Below are 20,329 nucleotides of genomic sequence, written 5' to 3'. Positions count from 1 at the left end.
CATGAAACTTGGTGTACTTTCCGACATTCATGAAGATTTTAACCGTAAAGAAACCCAATCAAATATAATGTCGATTTTAAGTAAATGGATAACAACTAAGCGTCCTAATGTATTTATTATAAGCGGTGACATAACTGATAGTTCAAAAAAGACACTCGCATTATTAGAACAGCTACAAAAGGAATGTCCTGACACAACAATTCTTTTTGTCCACGGTAATCATGATATTTATGAAGAGAACTCCGTAAATGCGTATGAAACATTACTTCAATTTCCAGGGAACCTTGGAAATGGTGTCATCGAACTAAATGATGATTGGGTCGTAATAGGTGATGGTGGCTGGTATGATTATAGTTTCGGGGTTCCTGATTATTCGAAAAGTGATTTTAAAAAAGGAACCTTTAACAACTTTACATGGCCTGATAAATTGTATGCCAATTGGGCTGAGTCGGATTCAGATGTCGTTGGTCGCTACACACTCAAATTATCGTACTGGCTGGAAAAGTATCGCGATCGAAATATTGTTATGGTTACTCATTTCGTTCCCTATGCAAAATATGTGGAATATAAAGACGAACCCGGTTGGGACTTCTTCAATTCCATGATGGGTAGTAAAAAATTTGGTCAATTAGCTGATAAGTACAATGTTAAAAAGTATATATTCGGACATGTGCATAAACGATACCATGAACAGCACAATGGTATGGAAATTATCTGTAATCCATTAGGATACTACCCATATGAATGGACACACGAATCAGCCGAGGAAGAAATAACTTCTGCAATTAAAATGATTGAAATCTAACCGTTTTCAGATGTAATGTATTATTCATATTCCGTTCATATGAATAAGCTACTCTGGTTTTAATGCTGATTTAGCAAAGGAGAGAGAAACTTGAATACGTACAGTAAAACATTACTGCGGTTTTCGGCTTTATTCGCTTTAGTAGGTGCATTCCTGGGATCCCACATGGCCGGGGCAGGCAGTCTTGCGTTTAAAACCGTTCACGCACACATATTAGTTGTCGGATGGCTAACCCTGTTCGCATGGGCAGTATATTACAAAATTTTCACACCAGCTAATAAGGTACTGGCAGCATTTCATGTCTGGACAGCCATTATTGGGTCAGTTGGCTTAACAGTTGGCATGTGGCTTTATTACTTAAGACCATTTGATTTGGCTGATGGATTAGTAACCGTCTTCTTCATCGTTGGTGGCTCCATATTGCTGTTAAGCTTTTTATTCTTCGCAGTACTAACGTTTATGAAAACCGAAGATGAGAAATAAATTAAATCAGAACCTGTCCGTCCATAGCAATTTATAATAAGCTTGCAAAAGAAGGAAAGATTGATACATTTTGGGGTGCTAAACACGCCATTATAAAAGACAGAAACCGCATTTCCTGGTAGCTAAATTATTCAAAGCAATAAATGGAGACAAATATAAAGTGCCTATCACCGCTGATAGGCACTTTTCTTATTGTTTCACTTTATTAAAATAATCTATAATTCCAAGTGCACTAACTTGCATATCCAAATTGATCAGTACATAGACGTCATGATCTTCAGGAACATTAAGACTGCTCAAGTGATCTTTTACACGATGAAGAAGTTTACCAGCAATAACATCATATCCCTTCCCCTCTGTTATCGCCTCTTCACTGATTTCCATAAAAATCCTCAGCCATTCCGAAACCTGATCGAGTGCAACGTCTACTTGCTCAGTCATTCCAAAATGCCCATAATATATTCTGCTCAAATTCATTTTCTGCATACGCTCAATTGCTGTTTGCATGGCGTTGGGGTCAAATTGATTTGGTGATGTTGATGGCAGAAAAAAATCAATACCATCACGTGCTAGCTGCTGATAGCGAATTCCAACAGTATCGCCGGTAAACACACCATTACTAACCGGATCATAGATGCTGAAATGATGTTTAGCATGTCCCGGTGTGTCCAGGAATTCCAATGTACAATTAGTTCCAATTTTTAATGTATCGCCTTCTCCTTTAACAAGCAAGCGCTCTTCTGGGATAGGGACAATCGGATCAAATAGTTCACTAAAGCTGTCTCCGTAAACAGCCCTTGCACCTGCTGCTAACTTTTTAGGATTTTCCAAATGTCTTGCACCCTTTGGATGAACAACTACCGTTGCATTCGGACACTCCTTAAGGAATAAACCAGCACCACCAGCATGATCAAGATGAACATGTGTAACTATAATATATTTTAATTCTTCTAATGAAAACCCGAGAGACTCCAGTCCTTTTTTTATATACTTTACTGACGGGCTGGGCCCTGTTTCAACTATCGTTAATTCATCATCGTCAATCACATATGTACCGGTACGTTCTGGTATGGCCAAATCAAAGCCATCAATTAAATGAATTCGCTTATCCAGCTCAATCGGTTCTTTCTCCTCCATTTTCTTACCTCCTAATTAATTTCATTTCCAATCCATGTTATTACTGAAAATTATACATGAATTGCCTTAAATAAACGAATTCTTCACAAGCACCAACAATACAAAGACAGCTGTAAGCGACAAAATCAAGCAAGGACGGAAATGAAAATTTTCACCTCCATACATACATAATAAACCCTTTTTAGTTCAAAATAACATTGACTATTTAAAGGAGGTCATCTATTGATGCATAATGAAGAACAACAGAATTTACAGGGAACTTCTCAAATGCCGCCTCAACAACACTATGGTGGGCATGACATGTTCGATGCTCATGAAGCCATGTCAACATTAGTAGGCGCAATGGAGCAAGGCGTATTATACGAACAGCATATTCAAGACCAGGAATTGAAAGCAATGTGCCAAAAGCATCGCGCATTCTGTACCCAACTTTACAATACAATTGTTGATACGCTAAAAACTGGACAAGACCCTGCTGTACCGACACAATCCTATAAAATGGACCAAAATAACGATGTCATGTATGGCATGCAGCCTTCACAGCCAAAGACACCTGCCCAATCTGTCACAGAGCTAAATGATCAAAGTATTTCCGGTTTCATGTTAGGTTCAATGAAATCAGCCGCATCTGCATTTACAATGACGTCACTGGAAATGACAAATCCAATTATGCGGCGTATTATGGCAGATAGTGTTCCAAACATGGTTGAGATGGCTTATGAAGTATTTTTATATCAGAATAAGAATCAATATTATCAAGTTCCACAGTTGCAGCAACAGCACATGCAAGCCTTCCAGAACAGCTATGCACCTGCTCAGGGGACAATGCCGCACTAATTATAAAAAACTACCTGTTTCGCTTGATGCGATCAGGTAGTTTTTATTCGTCAAAATTTGACAAAATTCGGGGAGTGACAGGCACCTACTAATCCAGCAGTCGGTTATTTTCGTCTACTTCCATTATTCTGGCTGATCTTGTAATATCAGCTAGATCGTATTTTCCGTCTCCGTGACACACACTGCATTGGTATTGCCAGCCTTCATCATCTGATAGCATTCCTGTTCCCTCACATGCTTTACAGGTGTCTTCTCTATTCATAATTTAGCCTCCATTATTGTTTATTTTTCACCCAGTTAATAATTCCACCTTTTAGCATAATTTCAAGTTGACGTTCTGATAGGGCATGTTGAACATTTATTTCCTGGTCCTTATCTTTTACTTTTATCGAAAATTGATTTCCCTGTTGAATTTTATTCCGTAAATCTGTTAATTCCAAAACGTCACCAGGAATGAGTAAATCATAGTCTTCTTCATTCACGAATGTTAGTGGTAATACACCAAAGTTAACTAGGTTCTGCCAATGAATCCGAGCAAAATCTTTTACCAAAGCAACACGTAAACCAAGATACCTAGGTGCCAATGCAGCATGTTCGCGACTTGAACCTTGACCATAGTTATATCCACCAACTACAGCATGCCCACCCTTATCTACCGTTGCTTTCCCTCGTTTATAGTAAGTATCATCAATAATCTCAAACGTAAACTTGCTAATTTCAGGCAAATTACTTCGAAATGGCAGTACACGTGCCCCGCCAGCTAATATTTCATCAGTAGAAATGTTATCCCCCATTTTTAACAGTATAGGGAGTTCTAAATGATCAGCCATTTCGTCCATCTTTGGAATGGAAGCGATATTCGGACCTTTGTATAATTCGACTTTCTTAGCTTCCTCAAGCGGGAGTGGTGTATCCAATAAGCTAATATCATTCGTAGGATTCTTGGGGTCTTTTAGCTTCGGATAATCCATTCCAAGTGTTCTAGGATCGGTAATTTGCCCAGTTAGAGCTGAAGCTGCTGCTGTTTCTGGACTGCATAAGTAAACACTATCTTCTTTCGTACCAGATCTGCCTGGAAAGTTTCTTGGGGTAGTACGCAAACTGTTCCTGCCTGTAGCTGGAGCTTGCCCCATTCCAATACATCCATTACAGCCGGCCTGATGCATCCGCGCGCCAGACTGAAGCAAACTTGCAATGTGACTCTCCTTAACTAAATCTGTCAGCATCTGCCTTGACGTTGGATTAATGTCCAGCGAGACTCCATCTGCAATTTGCTTATCATGTACAATTTGTGCAGCTATAGCAAAATCACGAAACCCTGGATTTGCTGATGATCCGATGTATGATTGATAAATCGGGGTGCCGACTAATTCCGAGATTGATACCACATTTCCTGGACTTGATGGTTTAGCAATCAGGGGCTCGATTTCAGATAAATCAATTTCTTCATATATATCATATGTTGCGTCCTTATCAGCAGACAATTCAATCCAATCATCTTCGCGGTCCTGTTCCTTTAAGAATCGCTTAATCTCTTTATCAGAAGGGAATACGGTACCTGTAGCGCCAAGTTCAGCACCCATGTTGGCAATAACATGACGATCCATTGCACTTAGTTCCTTTAGTCCAGGACCGAAGTATTCAATGACCTTCCCGACACCACCTTTTACATCGTGTCGACGGAGCAATTCAAAAATAACATCCTTAGCACTGACCCAGTCAGGCAACTTCCCTGTTAACTTTATCCCCCACACTTTAGGCATTTTGACATAAAAAGGTTCACCCGCAATAGCAAGTGCTACATCAATCCCCCCAGCACCCATTGCCAGCATGCCCATGCATCCATTAGCACAAGTATGACTGTCTGATCCAAGTAACGTTTTTCCCGGCTTCGCTAGTCGCTGCATATGAACCGGGTGACTAACACCATTGCCAGGACGACTATAGTACAACCCAAACCGTCTAGTTGCACTTTGTAAAAATAAATGATCATCAGGATTCTTACTATCCACCTGAATCAAGTTATGATCCACATATTGAGCTGAAGCTTCCGTCTTTGCACGTTCCAGTTCCATTGCTTCTAGTTCAAGCATCACTAGTGTTCCGGTAGCATCCTGTGTTAACGTTTGATCAATTTTAAGCCCTATCTCTTCCCCAGCTTCCATTTTTCCAGCCACTAGATGGTCTTTTATAAGCTTTTGTGTGATGTTCAACGGCATAGAATTCCTCCTATTTACTTTTCATATAAATTTTTATACTCTAGTATACTTTTTTAGTATATGAAAAAAAGCCTATAATTATTTGTAAGATATACGAATCTCTTGATGAGTTATCACGTATTATCTAAAAACAAGGTAAAGGAGCTGTAAAAATTGAATAATCATGAAATCGATTACGAACTACATGGGGATGATATGCAATTTGTAGAGGTGGAGCTTGATCCAGAGGAAACTGTTATTGCCGAAGCAGGAAGCTTAATGATGATGGATGAGCAAATAAGCATGGAAACCATATTTGGTGACGGTTCTTCTAATCAAGGAAGTGGAATAATGGGAAAGCTTCTTGGTGCAGGTAAACGTGTCATTACTGGCGAAAGTCTATTCATGACTACTTTCACAAATGAAGGATCAGGAAAAAAACACCTATCCTTTGCTTCACCATATCCTGGGAAGATTATTCCGATGGATTTAAGTGAAATAAATGGGAAATTAATCTGTCAAAAAGACGCCTTCCTGGCCGCAGCAAAGGGTGTCTCTGTTGGTGTTGAATTCCAGAAGAAAGTTGGAGCAGGTTTCTTCGGTGGTGAAGGATTTATTATGCAAAAGCTTGAAGGCGATGGCATGGCTTTTGTTCACGCAGGTGGAACAATTCACAAGAAAGTACTTGAACCGGGCGAGTCATTAAAAGTCGATACCGGTTGTCTTGTAGCAATGACAGGTGATGTTGATTACAACGTTGAATTTGTAGGCGGTATCAAAACGGCGATGTTTGGTGGCGAAGGACTATTCTTCGCAACACTGAGAGGTCCTGGAGAGGTTTGGATTCAATCACTTCCATTCAGCCGTCTGGCAAGCAGAATATTTGCGGCAGCACCAGAGAAAGGCGGATCAAAGGGTGAAGGAAGTGTAGCTGGAGGTTTGTTCGATTTATTGGGCGGAGACAGAAAATAGACTTTATAAAGTCACTTGATTTTGCACATACTACCCAGGAAACTATTAAAAAGAGGTGGATAACTTGGGTAGAGATGAACACAACAAACCAAGAGGAAAAAACTTTCTGGCACAAACACCAAAGAACCAAAAAACAGATGGCCGTGATGTTGAGTTTTCTAAGGAATTTGCTGACCACGAGGATAAAGAAGCACAAGCAAGAAGTCAACAAGCAGATAAACGCGCCAAACGAAAGTAACATTCAAAGTGCCCCAGCAGATCGGGGCACTTTTTGTTGGTATTGCGGTGTTTTGGTACGTGCCTGTCACTTCCCGGTTTTTGTCGAATAATATTTAAAATTGGCTGATATGTTTGTCATATTATACAATTGGTATATAAGCGAATAAATGAGGTGCAGATATGGGAAAAAAGAACGTTGAGGATTATCTCACGGAAGGGATTTACGGTTCCAAGCAAACAAAGAGAGCTGAACGCAAGCAATTTCTAGGAACAATTAGAGAAAGAATAGTTATCGCACTTACCAAGGGTCAGGTGATGACCGACAAAGGGCTAAAAAAGCTGGATGAAGCAATGAAGAGCAATAATGATGCCAAACTACTAATCAACGGACACGTATCTTCCAAATTTTTAAAGGAAGAAAAGGCTCTGGCCAAAAAATACAATATCGCATACACCGTCATCACCAACAATGATGCCGATACAGACATAGGCGCTGTGTTAACATATGATTACGCTATCGACAAAGAAGATATTTTTGTACAAAATACAGAAGAAAAGGATGAACCCGAAGAACCTGCATCATTTTTTTCTAAAGTAAAACGGTGGTTTACATAATAGACTCCAATTCATAATATAATGCAATTCAGGAATAATAAGGGTTGGAGGTGTTCAAATGACACAACAATACCTTTGCCCGAATTGCAAAACAAATCGTTCACGCTTCAACATTATCGAACAAGTAGTAAAACCAGTGAAGCTGGATGCACAGACAGGTGAAATAACGAATGAATACACCAATGATAATATGGATGTCTTTCACATTGCCTACAAAGGACCGGAATACAGAATTCAATGTGGCGCCTGCGGGCTTATTGAAGATGAAAACACGTTTGTGAAATTTGCCAAGTACAGTGGTCAGTAACACTACATTCGAAATCGTGCCATCCCTTTGGTACACTTGGACCAACAATAATACGGAGGGTTATTTATGCGATTAACGGATAAGAAAGTAATTGCGCTTGTAGAAGATGACTTTGAAGATCTTGAACTATGGTATCCAGTCCTTAGACTTCAGGAAGAGGGAACTGATGTTCACCTGGTCGGAAAAGAGTCACACAAAAAATATGTGGGTAAATATGGTGTTCCCGCAACATCAGATTATGCCTTTTCCGATGTTAATGCTGAAGATTATGATGCAATTCTTGTTCCAGGAGGATGGGCACCAGACAAATTGAGGCGCTATCCGGAAGTACTCGAATATGTTCGAGTAATGAACGATGCCAAAAAACCAATCGGGCAAATCTGTCATGCAGGCTGGGTGCTGATTTCTGCTAATATTTTACAAGGGAGAACAGTTACCAGCACACCAGGCATTAAGGATGATATGTCAAATGCAGGCGCAACTTGGATTGATGAAGCGGTTATTGTCGATGGACATATCGTTTCTAGTCGACGTCCACCAGACCTGCCAGCCTATGCAAAGGCATTTGCCGACAAACTAGCTGAGCAATAGATTAGAATACTGGTATATCGGAATTATTATGAAGGCGTATTTTACTTTCTTAGAACTCCTTATGCTTAGGAGCGCAGCTTTAATCTAGCGAATTCAGTTCTAGGGGAGAAAACAATATAAAACTCACTATTCAGTACACCTTAAACTGCTGGAAGGATTATACAATAAGAGGCTGAAGTATTGACGCTCGGAATAAGTATCCAACAATCAGTCGAATGAATCCTCATTCCGCTAAATAGCAGAAAAGGTGCTCTCGGAAGGGTGAGACGGATCCTCGTTCCGTTAAAAGCCAAAAACCAGCCAAATTTGAGGCCGAAATGACAAATAGCGGAACGAGGATTCGAACCCAAGCTTAAAACGAGGGTTTTCAGGCAAATAACGGAATGAGGATCCGCCAAGTCAGTCGAAGCGGATCCTCATTCCGTTAATAAATGGGATATTCAACAATAGGGCGCATTTTTCTCTCCCCAAAACTGAGCCATTGGTGAAATTTGAGCTATACTTGTTTTTATTGAGGAGACTCGACAGCCCCTAAGGTGCGCGCACTGTACTTCCTTAGCGGTTGTCATAGCACTCAAGTATTTCCCACATTCCGTCGCAAACATATCAAATATATTGTGATAAAGCATCTTCTAGCTCAAAGTGCCGTCCTACGATAAATGGCCATTCATGCTGCATATACAGCCTTGATTTTGACTCCCGCAGTTTGCGGACACAATCAACCAGCAATCCCAGGTCATTTGTTTCAAATGATAATAGCCATTCGTAGTCACCTAGTCCAAATCCATACACTCCGTTTGTTAAAATTCCAGGAATAAATTCATGTCCGATATTTCCATGATCACCAATTAGTGCCTTTCGTTCCCACTTCGGTAACAAATAGTATTCAGGGGTCCGGATAAACGGATAGAAGCACAAGTATTCTCTTGCTGGAACTCCCATTTGAAAAGAAGTCGGGTGCTCGGAAAACTCAAATGGCTTAGTCATTCCTGTAAACGCATGTGGAATATCAATATATTTCCCCCATGTTGAGCGACGTAAATCCAACTGGAGGTCCTGGATATCCTGGAATCGATCCGCATACATCCAAAATAGTATATCGGTATGCGCCTGAAATCCCTGTGTTACGTATGCCCCCCTTAGACCAACTGTATCCTCATATTTATGAAAGATTGCTACAGCATCCTTTACAGCTTCTTTCTTTTGACCGACTGAAAGCTCATCCCATTGTGATGTATATTTAACTGCCAAATGGTTCGTAAATTGTTCCTCCATGTTGTATTCCTCCCTAAATTTGAGTTAAAAGTTCAATTGCTGTCTGATTTCCTGTATTTGATTGATATGGCGTTTTTCATGCAGCCAGATAAGATCGACTGCATTTTTTAAACTTATTTCTCCAAAATCCTGATGTTTCATAGATTTTTTAGCCAAAATTCGTTCGTGTGTTTCATTAAAGACAAACTGTAAGTGCTGAAACCTGGATTCCTCTAATAACTGAAGTAAATTTTCCTTTGTCATCATTTCATTCGGTGGTTCACTCATTGCTTTGGATTTTTTGGTTCTGTCAGTTACAAAAGATAGGTCTTTCTCCTCCACCTTTTCTGTGTTAGCCTGCAAAGCATCCAAAACAAGTCCTGCCATAGCCTTTTCTGATGTATATAAATGATGAAGCACTTGAGCAATACTCCAGCTTTTATCAGATGGCTTCTGATTTAACTGTTCATCACTTAAATCTTGGAAACTAGTTAATAGTTTTGTTCGTGTCCTGCCAAGATTAGAAATTAACATCCCTTTCACCTCGTATATGTAAAGTTTTTTTCTGTTCCACAAAACAATCATAATTAAGTTTTTCATATTAATATGTGATGTTAATCACATTTCTGAAGAGATTATGGCTTTTTTGTGACTATTTAGGTTGCGTGTTCTTACTTTTGTTTCCTTTACACCTGGTAAACGGTTTCATATAATAAGATTAGTGACTGTTCAATCAAGGAGGGGTACGATGAGTGAAATTAATGAGGGCACCCTTTTATGGGAACCAGATGAAGAACGTAAACAGCAATCAAATATCTATAATTATATGAAATGGTTAAAACAACATAAGAACATGCAATTTAATGACTATCATTCACTATGGAAATGGTCTGTTCATGAGCTGGAATTGTTTTGGGAATCTATCTGGGAATATTTTGATCTTCAAGCAGAACAACCTTACCAAACGATATTAACCTCACACGATATGCCCGGGGCGAAATGGTTTCCAGAGGCGACAATCAATTATACCGAGCATATTTTCAGAAATCGGGATGAAAATAAACCAGCAATCGTCCACTCCTCAGAAACAAGAAAAAATGCAGAAATAACCTGGAAGCAGCTATACCAGGAAACTGCTGCACTACAGCAAACCCTTAAAGATCTTGGCGTAACAAAAGGGGATCGTGTTGTTGCCTATGTTGCCAATATCTATGAATCAGTCGTTGCATTTCTAGCAACTGCTAGTCTTGGGGCAGTTTGGTCGAGTGCATCACCTGACTTCGGTACACAAAGTGTCATCGACCGTTTTAAACAAATCGAACCAAAAGTCATGATCACCGTTGACGGATACAGCTATAGCGGGAAAGAGTTCGATCGGACAGAAGTTGTAAAAAATATACAAGCAGAGATTCCATCGTTAGAAGCAACAATTGGAATCCCTTATTTAAATGAAAACTCCAGCTTTAATCATTTAAAAAATGTAACGCTATGGAATGATGCAGTACAAACAAGTAAGCAGCATACGCTCACTTACGAGCATGTGCCATTCAATGACCCATTATGGGTATTATTTTCATCAGGAACAACTGGTAAACCAAAACCAATCGTACAGAGTCAGGGCGGCATTTTACTCGAACATTTAAAAGCACTTACATTCCATGCCGACCTTGGAAATGAAGACCGGTTCTTCTGGTTTACTACAACAGGCTGGATGATGTGGAACTACCTTGTTGGCGGGCTTCTTACAGGCAGTACAATAATTCTGTATGATGGGAATCCAGGCTACCCGGATAAAAAAATGCTGTGGAAATTTGCTGAAGATACACGAATGACTGTCTTTGGTACCAGTGCAAGCTACATTACTGCATGCATGAAAGATGACGGGCTTACTCCTGGTGAAGAATTTGACCTGAGCCATTTGAAGAATATTAGCTCAACAGGGTCACCTTTGCCACCTGAAGGATTCCAATGGTGCTATGACAATGTCAAAGAAGACCTGTGGATTGCATCCGCTAGCGGCGGTACAGATGTTTGTACAGCATTTATCCTTGGAATTCCGACTGAGCCGGTGTATGCCGGTGAGCTTCAATGCCGTGGGCTTGGTGCTAAAATTGAAAGTTTTAGCGATGAAGGAGAACCGCAAACAGAAGAAGTTGGCGAACTGGTTTTAACGGAACCTTTCCCATCAATGCCAATCTATTTTTGGAATGATGCGGATGGCAGCCGCTTACATGACAGCTATTTTGATGTATTCCCAGGAATCTGGCGTCATGGTGATTACTTGAAAATTACCAACCGACATACATGTGTTATTTATGGGCGCTCGGATGCAACAATAAACCGCGGAGGTATCCGGATTGGTACGAGTGAAATATATCGTGCTGTTGATCATGTGAAACAAGTAACTGATAGCTTAATAGTAGATATCCCTGCCGACGATGGTGACTCCAGCACACCATTATTTGTCACCATGAAAGAAGGTGAGGAGTTAACAGAGTCTATTAAAAAGACCATTAAAAACGAAATTAAAAAGCACTGTTCACCGCGTCATGTTCCAACTGGAATATACGAAGTTCCTGAATTACCGACAACATTAAACGGTAAAAAACTGGAGATTCCAGTCAAAAAAATCTTGATGGGTAAACCAGTGGATAAAGTAGTAAATAAAGGCTCATTAAGTAATGAGAAGTCACTGGATTATTTTATATCTTTTGCAAAAGAAAGACAGTGAGCAACAAACCGAGCTTGTTCGCCCAAGCTCGGTTTTTCTCTTACGTCTAAGAAATTATCACATCACCTGATCCTGCTTTGAGCGAGATAGGATTTTTACCCTCTCCAACAACTCCCTTTAAATGATTACCTGAGTGTTTTTTAACACTCATCAATGGTAGCTTATTGAAGATATCTCCTGAACCTGTACTAACTTGAACAATTGCATTCAAATTTACCTTTCCAGCAAGTAATGTTATGTCTCCACTAGATGATTCAAGATCCAGCGAGCTTTCATCTAAAAGTGACATCAATACATCTCCAGATATCGTGTAGCCTTTAGCATCTCCTGTAAAACGAGTACATTTAATATCACCAGAATTTGCGTGAAGCATTACCTTTTCACCCTTCAAACTGTCCGCTTGTATACTGCCAGACGAAGTTTTTAGACTTATATCATTAACAATGCCATTACTTTGCTGTATCTTCCCAGAAGAAGTAACAACATGAAACTTTTCTCCTTGAAAGTTCATCACAGTCACATCTCCTGAACTCGTTGAACCTGTGAGGTCCCCCTTTATTCCATACAATGCTGCTTCCCCGGATGACGTTTCAAAATAAACATCACTAACTTTAACTTCGCTGACCGTTATTTTGCCAGATGATGTCTTTAAATGTAGTTTTTGCGCTTCCAAATTAGCAATATTTACTTCACCAGAACTTGATCTAATATCGAATAAGTCGGATGTAAGATTAGCTGCAGAAATGTCTCCTGAACATGAAATGATACTCCAATTTCCAGAAATTTCACTGGGAACCACAACGTGAAGCATGCAGGGAGGAGTATTTAAGGACTTATAAGCCTCTGATCCTTTTGCCGATACGCTCAAACTGTCCCCCGAGTAATCTATTTTTAATTCCGGTCCACCCTCATATGTTTCCAGGAACAGATCAACTTTCTTGTCTTCATGGGTACTAACGTTAACAGAGGCTTCAGATGTTGAAATGTTAAGCTCCTTTAACTTAGCAACATTATCAATCGTATCTTTTTGCGTGATAACTTCTTTGTTTACCGCTTTTCTGCCTCCATGCAATACGTTCTCAATTACTTTACCAACTGTCTTCCCTTCTTTCATCATTTCCACCTCTATTTTTCTATTAATAACTCTAGTTTAACTAGAATATTTTTTTCAAGAAACCCGCCTTAGATTGATTTGCACTCCATCTTAAGTCTTAAATAAGAAAGCGCCCCCGAATGCATCGAAAGCGCCAAAACAATTAAATATGTCTTTTTTGAGTGCTAAAACTTGCCACAACATACGCAACGAACGACAAAACAATCGGCAATACAACCGAATGAAGTCCCAGTGGTTGAGGGAAGAATGATTCTGATAAGATATATAACCCTACCCCGACAACCATTGAGGCGAGGGCACCGTATTTATTCCCTTTCTTCCAGTAGAGACCCATTACAATTGGCCAAATAAATGCCGCTTCCAGTCCACCAAACGCAAATAAATTTAACCATATTATTAAATCTGGCGGGTTTAATGCCATTATAAAAATAATAATTCCTAATACAGCAGTAATCCCAATACTCAATCGTTTAACTTTAACATGTGATGCGTCTGGCCTGACATAATTTAAGTATAAATCCTTCACAATTGATGAGCTAACGAGCAGCAAAAGTGAGTCTACTGTCGACATAATCGCTGCCATTGGTGCCGCCAAAACAACGCCCGCAAGCCAATTCGGTAATACCTCCAGTGCAATCAGCGGCATTACCTTATCACCTACTTCAATCCCTGGTAAAACCGGGCGGGCAAATACACCGATTAAATGCATATTCAGCATAATAAAACCGACAACAATTGTCCCGATAATCAGCGCACGATGCATGGAACGGGCACTCTTATAGGACATTGCCCGGACAGCGATTTGCGGTAAGGCCACAACACCAACACCGACAAGAATCCAAAAAGATGAAACATATGTAGGCGTGAGACTGCCGTCAGCTCCAAATGGGGTAATCAAATTTGGATTCTCTGTACTGAGATCTGTCATAATAGCGGAGATCCCGCCCCCGGCAATTACAACCGCAATCAGCAATATAAGCGTTCCAACAAACATGATTGTTCCTTGAATCGCATCTGTTAATGCAACTGCTCTGAATCCGCCGATCGTAACATAAATCAATACTGACAACGCAAAAATAAACAATGCACTCGTATACGAAATGCCAACAAGTGACTCAATTAATCGAGCACCGCCAATCCATTGGGCTGCCATCGCTGAAAATAGAAATATAATAATGCTTAATGCAGAAAGTAAGACGACCCATTTAGATTTATAGCGTTCTTTCAAAAAGTCCACCATCGTTACCGCATTATATTTCCGGGTAACAATCGCGAATTTTTTGCCTAAAATCATTAAAACAAAATAGCCAGTCACAACCTGAGACATTGCCAATAATACCCAGCCGAGGCCTTCGTTATATGCGACACCTGGTCCACCAATAAAGCTGCTTGCACTTCCATATGTGGCAGTCATCGTCATTGCTAAAACAAAGCCACCCATGTTCCGTCCACCAAGGAAGTACTCCTGAAGAAATGTATTTGATGACTTTATAAACTTTCCTGCCCATATACCCACACCAAAAATTATCAATAACAGACCAATTAACGGTATTAACGCCTGCCAGTTCATTCGTCATGCTCCTCTTCCTCAAAGGGTATATCCACAAACCATTTTTTGACAATTACCGTCACCAGTACTGCCATTACTACAAATCCAAGCACACAACTGTAAAAGAACCATGCAGGAAACCCCATTACATATGAATACTCAGACGGGTCTTTTCCGCCCAATCCATAAGCAAACGCGAACCACCAGACAAAATTAAAAATAACCAGTCCGACCCCTATTAATGCCTCGCGGTTCGCGATCTTATATCGATAATCATTATCTTGCACTTGGTAATCTCTCATTTTCCACGCTCCCTTTTATCTAGAGCTAACTGTTTATAATATAACGGAAAGCACCTACCGTTGTAAATATTTGAAAATTACATATCTTATACTTTTTGCTGATACTCCCCTAAATCAACTGTGTTTCCATTGAATAATATACCTTCACTCTCAAGTGATAGTTTCTGAACATTGTATAACTCCTCGTCTTTAATACTAATCTCCCCTTGGGCATTTATAACCCGGTGCCAAGGAAGATTATATTTCCTGCTCATAGAATGAAGAATTCGGGATACCTGCCTTGCTCCTCTAGGGCTGCCAGCCAGTCTAGCAATCTGCCCATATGTCATTACTTTTCCACTTGGTATGTTTGATATAATGTCTATAACATCAGCCGTGAACTTTTGCATAACTACCTCCGTCATAATATCGTCCGCTTATATTCTATCATTTTCATTGGAGAAACACCTTTTTAGAAAACTTGGCAATCGCCATGCCTTAATGCGAGTGCCCTGGCTGCATTTATGCAATAAAAAGTAGTTGAATCAATTTCATAACTGCTAGAAATAATTTATAAATAATTGAAACATAAAACAAATTAAATAGGTCTTAATAGTGATTGGTAAGGGGGAAGTAACATGAGTGGTTATCGCGATGACCCAATTTAATTAAGTAAAGGCGAAACGTATACAACTGATAAAGATAAAGAAGAAATATTAAATGAACTGATGACAGCCCATTCACAGAAAGTGTATCTGCTTGCCTACTCTTTTGTAAAAGATCGTGGAATGGCAGAAGATATCTCTCAGGAAGTTTTCATCAAATGCTACAGACACATGGATAAGTACCGTGGCGAGGCTTCTGTAACTTCTTGGATATATCGTATTACCGTCAATACCTCGAAGGATTTTTTACGAAAAAATAAAGTAGTTAATTTAATATACCCTCGTCAATTTTTTGAAAATAAGTTAGACAGTGAGAGTTCTGAAGAAATTTTCATGAAACAAAACCGGAAAGATCAACTGTTACGGATTATTTTCAGGCTGCCTATTAAATATCGGGAGATTTTAGTTTTATATTATTTCCATGAGCAAAAAATTGATGAAATTGCGGTATCTCTCAATATTAATTCCAACACAGTGAGAACTAGATTGGCTAGAGGCAGGGACAAACTTAAACAAAAGATAACTTCTTTTGAAGGAGAGTGATTGTTTGTGGATAAAATTTTCAGAAAGCTAAAGGATTATTACTTTAGCAAATACTATAAGGATGGAACCACGGATAGAATTAAGAATGCAGTTTTTGATGAAATAAGAAATGAAAAGGTAAAAATGGGTATTGGTAAAAAATTAATGTACATTAGCTCAGCTGCAGTACTACTAATTGGAATATTAATTGGATCTGCATTTGCTTCACCGACTGTCGCTAATGTCTTGGCTCAAGTTCCCATTTTAAATACATTATTTGAGCAAGAGACAGAATCAGAACCGTATCCTTCTCTAGTTGGGACAATTGCCGATAACCTTGATGAACAAGGTTACAAAATCAGCGGCGCCTCTCTAACAGTCCGGGATAAGACTATAGGGATATCTATCAGGGGAGATGAAAATTATTATAATGAAGTCAAAGGGGAAGTAGAGAAGGAAGTAAAAAATGTTTTAAACGCTAAAGGGCTGGATGCCTATAATGTGGAAGTTAAAAAGGAATACGTACCAGAAGAGATTCCCGAAGAACAGAAGAAGAAAAATGAATCATATGCAAAGCAAAGTAATCAGGTGGAAAATACTATTTTAGAAGCATTTGAAAAACAGAATTACGAGATCTTTTCTGCACATGTCAGAATCAATGATGTTGAGAAGTTTATTCCATTAGAAATACCTGTTTCAGAAAAAAGAGTAGACGAAATGAAGCAAATTGTAAGAAATATAGTAAAAGAAAAAGATATGGGCGACTTCAAAATAAAAGTATATAAAACGGATCCGGAGAAGAAAAAGGCAGATAAAAGATGGAGGCCTGTTATATCCACTATCTCCACGGGGCTGCTAGGTATTGAAGAACTAAAAGTTGAGGGTATCGGTTATTCCTTCTATCCTTCGCCACTTACGCTGTCAATCAGAACATCAATTGACTCTCCAGACTCCGATGCAAAGGAGTTAGGTAAACGAATAGAAAGTAAAGTTCGGCAATTTATCGAGTCAGGGGAAGTTGAAGAAAATGTGCAGGATGACCCGTATAAGATTAATGTATACAATAAAGATGAGAAGATAATAAACTAAAAAAGGATTTAGCCACTGCGACTGATTAGCTTTGGTGGAGTAACATATACGAGTAACTGACCAAATCGCATAGAGAGAGATTTGGTCTCCTTTTTTACTTAACAGAATCCGGGTTCTCATACCCCTAATGAGTGCTCGTATCGCGCAATCCGAAAAGAACCCAGGCACTCATTCCACCAATAAACAGCTTATTAGGCAAACAAAAATACATCGACCATTATTAACGGGTTCACTTGTGAGGTGTAAAACAACGATCCACAAGTTAAATCTTATCTATAATCACATTACTTTCACCATTAAATTCACAGTAAAAAAGCTTGGAAAAATATCCAATCCATTTTTTTCCAATATCTGTTGTTAAACTAAAGCTACCCGTTAATGAATATTCTTGCTTAAGAAAGGTGTTACCTCAATAAGTAATAGGAGCTACCAAATCGACAACTCCTTGTTCAACTAAAGCACCATTTAGGTGAAGAAGAAAAGCTTATTAAACAATCGTCAGCAATAGGTAAGCCTTTGAAATCATCTCCAGCTTTTCCCCTGCTCAACACGGAACGTGCAGGTTTCCCCGCATTCCGCGCTCCATCTAACGATATTACTCGATTATAAGTTCCTCGTTACTCACTCGTTTAGGATTATTCAATTAATTGTAATCCGCACTCTTCACGGTACTGGTTAATCTTATCAAGCATAGATTTGGTTATGCTAAATCTACGTATGAGTACGTCAATCATCTCTTTGTCTGTGTGATGGACTAATTTGTGCACCTCTTTATGGATGATCCGTAAATTATGAAACTGGTCGGTTCCTCCAAGGTGCAATGGAACGTAATGATGACAGTGAACTTCGGGGGCAGACAAATACATGCCTGTAATTTCACATTTCCCCATTTTCATACTGTATCGGCTTATCCTATTATCCATATATTCGACACTCCGATTCAGGATCGTTGATTTCATCAAGGTGCCAACCTCTCGCTGAATGTCTGGGCGAAGCCTTTTGTATATTCCTTCTCTTCCTTCCTTGGTATAAGGTGTAAGTTTTGGGCTAAAACCCATAGTATTTACTGTCTTAACATCCGCAAGGGGAAATAGATAAACACTAGCTATTTTAAATGTTTTAAACCCCAAGCTGTACAACCTTTTGTACGTCGGGGGAGGATTGGCAGGATGCTCATATTTCCCGACCGGCTTGAGATGATTGTATATGAATGCCTGCAGATCATAGGCAAGACGTGAGAACTCTGGATTGACATGTGTTGCCCTTTTAAAGTAGTGATGAATCCCCAAAACAAAGCTGTTAAAAAGGAGTGCATTAAGAGCAGAAGGCGAAGCCTTTATTCTTCGAATGTGTTTTTTTACTTCTTCCTTGATTTTTCGCTTTTTATCAGCTTTAATGCCAGTATGTGCTACTCTCTTTTTGCCCTTTTTATTCGCACGGATGGTAAAGCCAAGAAACTCAGAATCCCGTTTTCTCAGATTCACAATTTGTGATTTTTCTGGCGAAATATCCAGTTTCAAGCGGTCTTTAAGGTACAGCCGTATCGCATGGTACCATTTTTCTGCCGTTTTTCCATCTTTACAAAGAATTTTAAAGTCGTCCGCATAGCGGACTAGGTATCCTTCTTTAAGATTGGAACGTTTTTTGGCATTTCTTTCGCCTACTTTTGATTGATAGGGTTTGGACAATGGAAAGAACTCCCATAGGTCAGCCACCCATTGATCTAAATCTTGGAGGACGATATTTGATAATAATGTCGATAACAGCCCACCCTGGGGCGAACCTTCTGTAGGAATACCTTCTCCATCAATTTCAGCTTTTAGCATTTTAGATATGCATGCCAGGACGATTCGGTCTTGTATCCCCATGTTCCATAGTTGCTTAATCAGCAATGTATGGTTAATATGGTCAAAGAAACTCTTAATATCAACGTCTACCACAAAGTGAAAATCGGCTTGATTGATAAGGAACTGAATTCTTGCCATCGCATGGTGTGCGGATCGGAGCGGTCTGAATCCATAACTATGATTATAGAATTGGGCTTCAGCAATAGGCTCCAGTACCTGTTTGAAGCTTTGTTGAATAATTCGGTCTAGCATACACGGAATCCCAAGGGGTCTCCATTTACCATTGCCTTTATCAACCAGCTTTCGTCTTACTTTTTTCGGTCGATAGTTCTCTAGTTTGTTTTGGATTTCTGTCACCAATTCTTTTTCGGACAACTTTTGAATGTCTGTGATGGTTTTTCCATCCGTTCCCGGTGTCTTAGATCCTTTATTAGATTTTATGGTACGATAGGCCAGTAGAATGTTTTCCCGGGATGTAATAACATCAAAAAGACGAGAAAAGGAATACTGTTGACTGGCTTTATCGTACAAATCCGTAAATGCATCTGTCATATTGTAGTAATCCCAATAGCGTAGAGCTTGCACTGTGGCATCCCTCCCTGCGGAGTGATGTTCCCACGTTCCTACCCGATCGGTGCAATGCACGTATGGAAAATGACCTTTCTTTATCGTTAGACTTGGGGCTGTTCCTCCACTCCCGTTACAGGAGTTTCATCAGTCATGCCCCTACCCTCAAAAGGATAAATACCTTTCGGCATAAGCCTTATAGTAACCGTTTAGGGTGACAGCCCCTGTTACAACGTTCCTAGTTTTCCAAGTCCCTTACAACCTAGCTATCCATTCTGAACTTAGGTGTTCCCCTGTAAGCCTGTGAGCTGGATACCGCCGTCGTCCGGTATAGCGTGTTTCAGAGGGCGCATTTTTACTTCACACCACTCACGTCATCGTTGGATGACCCATAAGTTTCCTTATGTTCAAACTATAGACCCGTACATTCGGTTGTTCGTCAGTTTCATTTCGCTGAAACCATTCTCACCTTATCCAGTTTTTCAGCCGCGCGGCATATCCATTGGCATACCTTCTCCAATGGAGTGGCTTCAGCCTCCGTTCTGC

Annotated in this window: 21 protein-coding genes; 11 read left to right on the top strand and 10 right to left on the bottom strand. The window is 39.7% G+C overall.

What is annotated here, in order from left to right:
- The first annotated feature begins 1 nt into the window (after window position 1).
- Window positions 2-805, top strand: a complete 804-nt coding sequence (locus BLS02_RS16285) for a metallophosphoesterase (protein ID WP_092494094.1) — start codon at window positions 2-4, stop codon at window positions 803-805.
- 90 nt (window positions 806-895) lie between these two features.
- Window positions 896-1,288: a hypothetical protein gene (locus tag BLS02_RS16280; RefSeq protein WP_092494093.1), complete on the top strand. Its 393-nt coding sequence runs from the start codon at window positions 896-898 to the stop codon at window positions 1,286-1,288.
- 189 nt (window positions 1,289-1,477) lie between these two features.
- On the opposite strand, the gene BLS02_RS16270 is transcribed toward BLS02_RS16280, so the two are convergent.
- The gene (locus BLS02_RS16270; RefSeq protein WP_092494092.1) at window positions 1,478-2,425 is read right to left on the bottom strand and encodes an MBL fold metallo-hydrolase; all 948 of its coding nucleotides are present in this window, start codon (window positions 2,423-2,425) and stop codon (window positions 1,478-1,480) included.
- Window positions 2,426-2,650: 225 nt separating this feature from the next.
- Here BLS02_RS16270 and BLS02_RS16265 point away from each other — a divergent pair, with 225 nt between their 5' ends.
- On the top strand, window positions 2,651-3,262 hold the full coding sequence (locus tag BLS02_RS16265) for a spore coat protein (RefSeq protein WP_092494091.1): 612 nt from the start codon (window positions 2,651-2,653) through the stop codon (window positions 3,260-3,262).
- Between the two features lie 88 nt (window positions 3,263-3,350).
- Here the strand turns inward: BLS02_RS16265 and BLS02_RS19055 are convergent, their stop codons facing one another.
- Both BLS02_RS19055 and BLS02_RS16260 read right to left on the bottom strand, forming a co-directional pair.
- Entirely contained in the window at window positions 3,351-3,524 is a 174-nt protein-coding gene (locus tag BLS02_RS19055) for a hypothetical protein (RefSeq protein ID WP_175476822.1), read from the bottom strand.
- Between the two features lie 13 nt (window positions 3,525-3,537).
- A complete protein-coding gene (locus tag BLS02_RS16260) occupies window positions 3,538-5,481 on the bottom strand; it encodes an aconitate hydratase (protein ID WP_092494090.1) in 1,944 nt (647 codons plus the stop codon).
- Window positions 5,482-5,634: 153 nt separating this feature from the next.
- On the opposite strand from BLS02_RS16260, the gene BLS02_RS16255 reads away from it, so the two are divergent.
- The 5 genes from BLS02_RS16255 to BLS02_RS16235 all read left to right on the top strand — a co-directional run bounded on the left by BLS02_RS16255 (window position 5,635) and on the right by BLS02_RS16235 (window position 8,164).
- On the top strand, window positions 5,635-6,432 hold the full coding sequence (locus BLS02_RS16255) for a TIGR00266 family protein (protein ID WP_092494089.1): 798 nt from the start codon (window positions 5,635-5,637) through the stop codon (window positions 6,430-6,432).
- Window positions 6,433-6,496: 64 nt separating this feature from the next.
- Window positions 6,497-6,670 (top strand): YfhD family protein, encoded by a 174-nt coding sequence (locus BLS02_RS16250; protein ID WP_092494088.1) that lies wholly within the window; start codon window positions 6,497-6,499, stop codon window positions 6,668-6,670.
- Window positions 6,671-6,831: 161 nt separating this feature from the next.
- Entirely contained in the window at window positions 6,832-7,266 is a 435-nt protein-coding gene (locus BLS02_RS16245; RefSeq protein ID WP_092494087.1) for a YueI family protein, read from the top strand.
- A gap of 58 nt (window positions 7,267-7,324) precedes the next feature.
- Entirely contained in the window at window positions 7,325-7,573 is a 249-nt protein-coding gene (locus BLS02_RS16240; RefSeq protein ID WP_092494086.1) for a DNA alkylation repair protein, read from the top strand.
- Window positions 7,574-7,639: 66 nt separating this feature from the next.
- Complete coding sequence (locus tag BLS02_RS16235) at window positions 7,640-8,164, top strand: type 1 glutamine amidotransferase domain-containing protein (RefSeq protein ID WP_092494085.1); 525 nt, start codon at window positions 7,640-7,642, stop codon at window positions 8,162-8,164.
- Window positions 8,165-8,770: 606 nt separating this feature from the next.
- On the opposite strand, the gene BLS02_RS16230 is transcribed toward BLS02_RS16235, so the two are convergent.
- Both BLS02_RS16230 and BLS02_RS16225 read right to left on the bottom strand, forming a co-directional pair.
- Window positions 8,771-9,439 carry a chlorite dismutase family protein gene (locus tag BLS02_RS16230; RefSeq protein ID WP_092494084.1) on the bottom strand — a complete coding sequence of 223 codons (669 nt, stop codon included), beginning with the start codon at window positions 9,437-9,439 and terminating at the stop codon, window positions 8,771-8,773.
- 24 nt (window positions 9,440-9,463) lie between these two features.
- Complete coding sequence (locus BLS02_RS16225; protein ID WP_092494083.1) at window positions 9,464-9,952, bottom strand: DinB family protein; 489 nt, start codon at window positions 9,950-9,952, stop codon at window positions 9,464-9,466.
- A gap of 214 nt (window positions 9,953-10,166) precedes the next feature.
- Between BLS02_RS16225 and BLS02_RS16220 the strand changes: the two genes are divergently transcribed.
- Window positions 10,167-12,149 carry an acetoacetate--CoA ligase gene (locus BLS02_RS16220; RefSeq protein ID WP_092494082.1) on the top strand — a complete coding sequence of 661 codons (1,983 nt, stop codon included), beginning with the start codon at window positions 10,167-10,169 and terminating at the stop codon, window positions 12,147-12,149.
- 46 nt (window positions 12,150-12,195) lie between these two features.
- Here BLS02_RS16220 and BLS02_RS16215 read toward each other — a convergent pair whose 3' ends face one another.
- The 4 genes from BLS02_RS16215 to BLS02_RS16200 form a co-directional block, all read right to left on the bottom strand.
- On the bottom strand, window positions 12,196-13,266 hold the full coding sequence (locus BLS02_RS16215; RefSeq protein ID WP_092494081.1) for a DUF4097 family beta strand repeat-containing protein: 1,071 nt from the start codon (window positions 13,264-13,266) through the stop codon (window positions 12,196-12,198).
- A 139-nt stretch (window positions 13,267-13,405) separates the two neighbouring features.
- On the bottom strand, window positions 13,406-14,833 hold the full coding sequence (gene panF / locus BLS02_RS16210) for a sodium/pantothenate symporter (protein ID WP_092494080.1): 1,428 nt from the start codon (window positions 14,831-14,833) through the stop codon (window positions 13,406-13,408).
- Window positions 14,830-15,114 carry a YhdT family protein gene (locus BLS02_RS16205; RefSeq protein ID WP_092494079.1) on the bottom strand — a complete coding sequence of 95 codons (285 nt, stop codon included), beginning with the start codon at window positions 15,112-15,114 and terminating at the stop codon, window positions 14,830-14,832. Before BLS02_RS16205 ends, panF begins: the two co-directional genes overlap by 4 nt.
- An 86-nt stretch (window positions 15,115-15,200) precedes the next feature.
- Complete coding sequence (locus tag BLS02_RS16200) at window positions 15,201-15,503, bottom strand: MGMT family protein (RefSeq protein ID WP_092494078.1); 303 nt, start codon at window positions 15,501-15,503, stop codon at window positions 15,201-15,203.
- Window positions 15,504-15,806: 303 nt separating this feature from the next.
- Here BLS02_RS16200 and BLS02_RS16195 point away from each other — a divergent pair, with 303 nt between their 5' ends.
- Window positions 15,807-16,301 carry a sigma-70 family RNA polymerase sigma factor gene (locus tag BLS02_RS16195; RefSeq protein ID WP_368073029.1) on the top strand — a complete coding sequence of 165 codons (495 nt, stop codon included), beginning with the start codon at window positions 15,807-15,809 and terminating at the stop codon, window positions 16,299-16,301.
- Between the two features lie 6 nt (window positions 16,302-16,307).
- Window positions 16,308-17,369: a DUF4030 domain-containing protein gene (locus BLS02_RS16190; protein ID WP_139180810.1), complete on the top strand. Its 1,062-nt coding sequence runs from the start codon at window positions 16,308-16,310 to the stop codon at window positions 17,367-17,369.
- A 635-nt stretch (window positions 17,370-18,004) separates the two neighbouring features.
- Here BLS02_RS16190 and ltrA read toward each other — a convergent pair.
- Window positions 18,005-19,801 carry a group II intron reverse transcriptase/maturase gene (gene ltrA, locus BLS02_RS16185; RefSeq protein WP_092494075.1) on the bottom strand — a complete coding sequence of 599 codons (1,797 nt, stop codon included), beginning with the start codon at window positions 19,799-19,801 and terminating at the stop codon, window positions 18,005-18,007.
- Between the last annotated feature and the right edge of the window lie 528 nt (window positions 19,802-20,329).

The sequence above is a fragment of the Virgibacillus salinus genome (assembly GCF_900102415.1).
Lineage (GTDB): Bacteria > Bacillota > Bacilli > Bacillales > Amphibacillaceae > Lentibacillus > Lentibacillus subterraneus.
The sequence above is the reverse complement of the archived record's forward strand: the minus strand, read 5'-3'. Positions and strand labels throughout refer to the sequence as shown.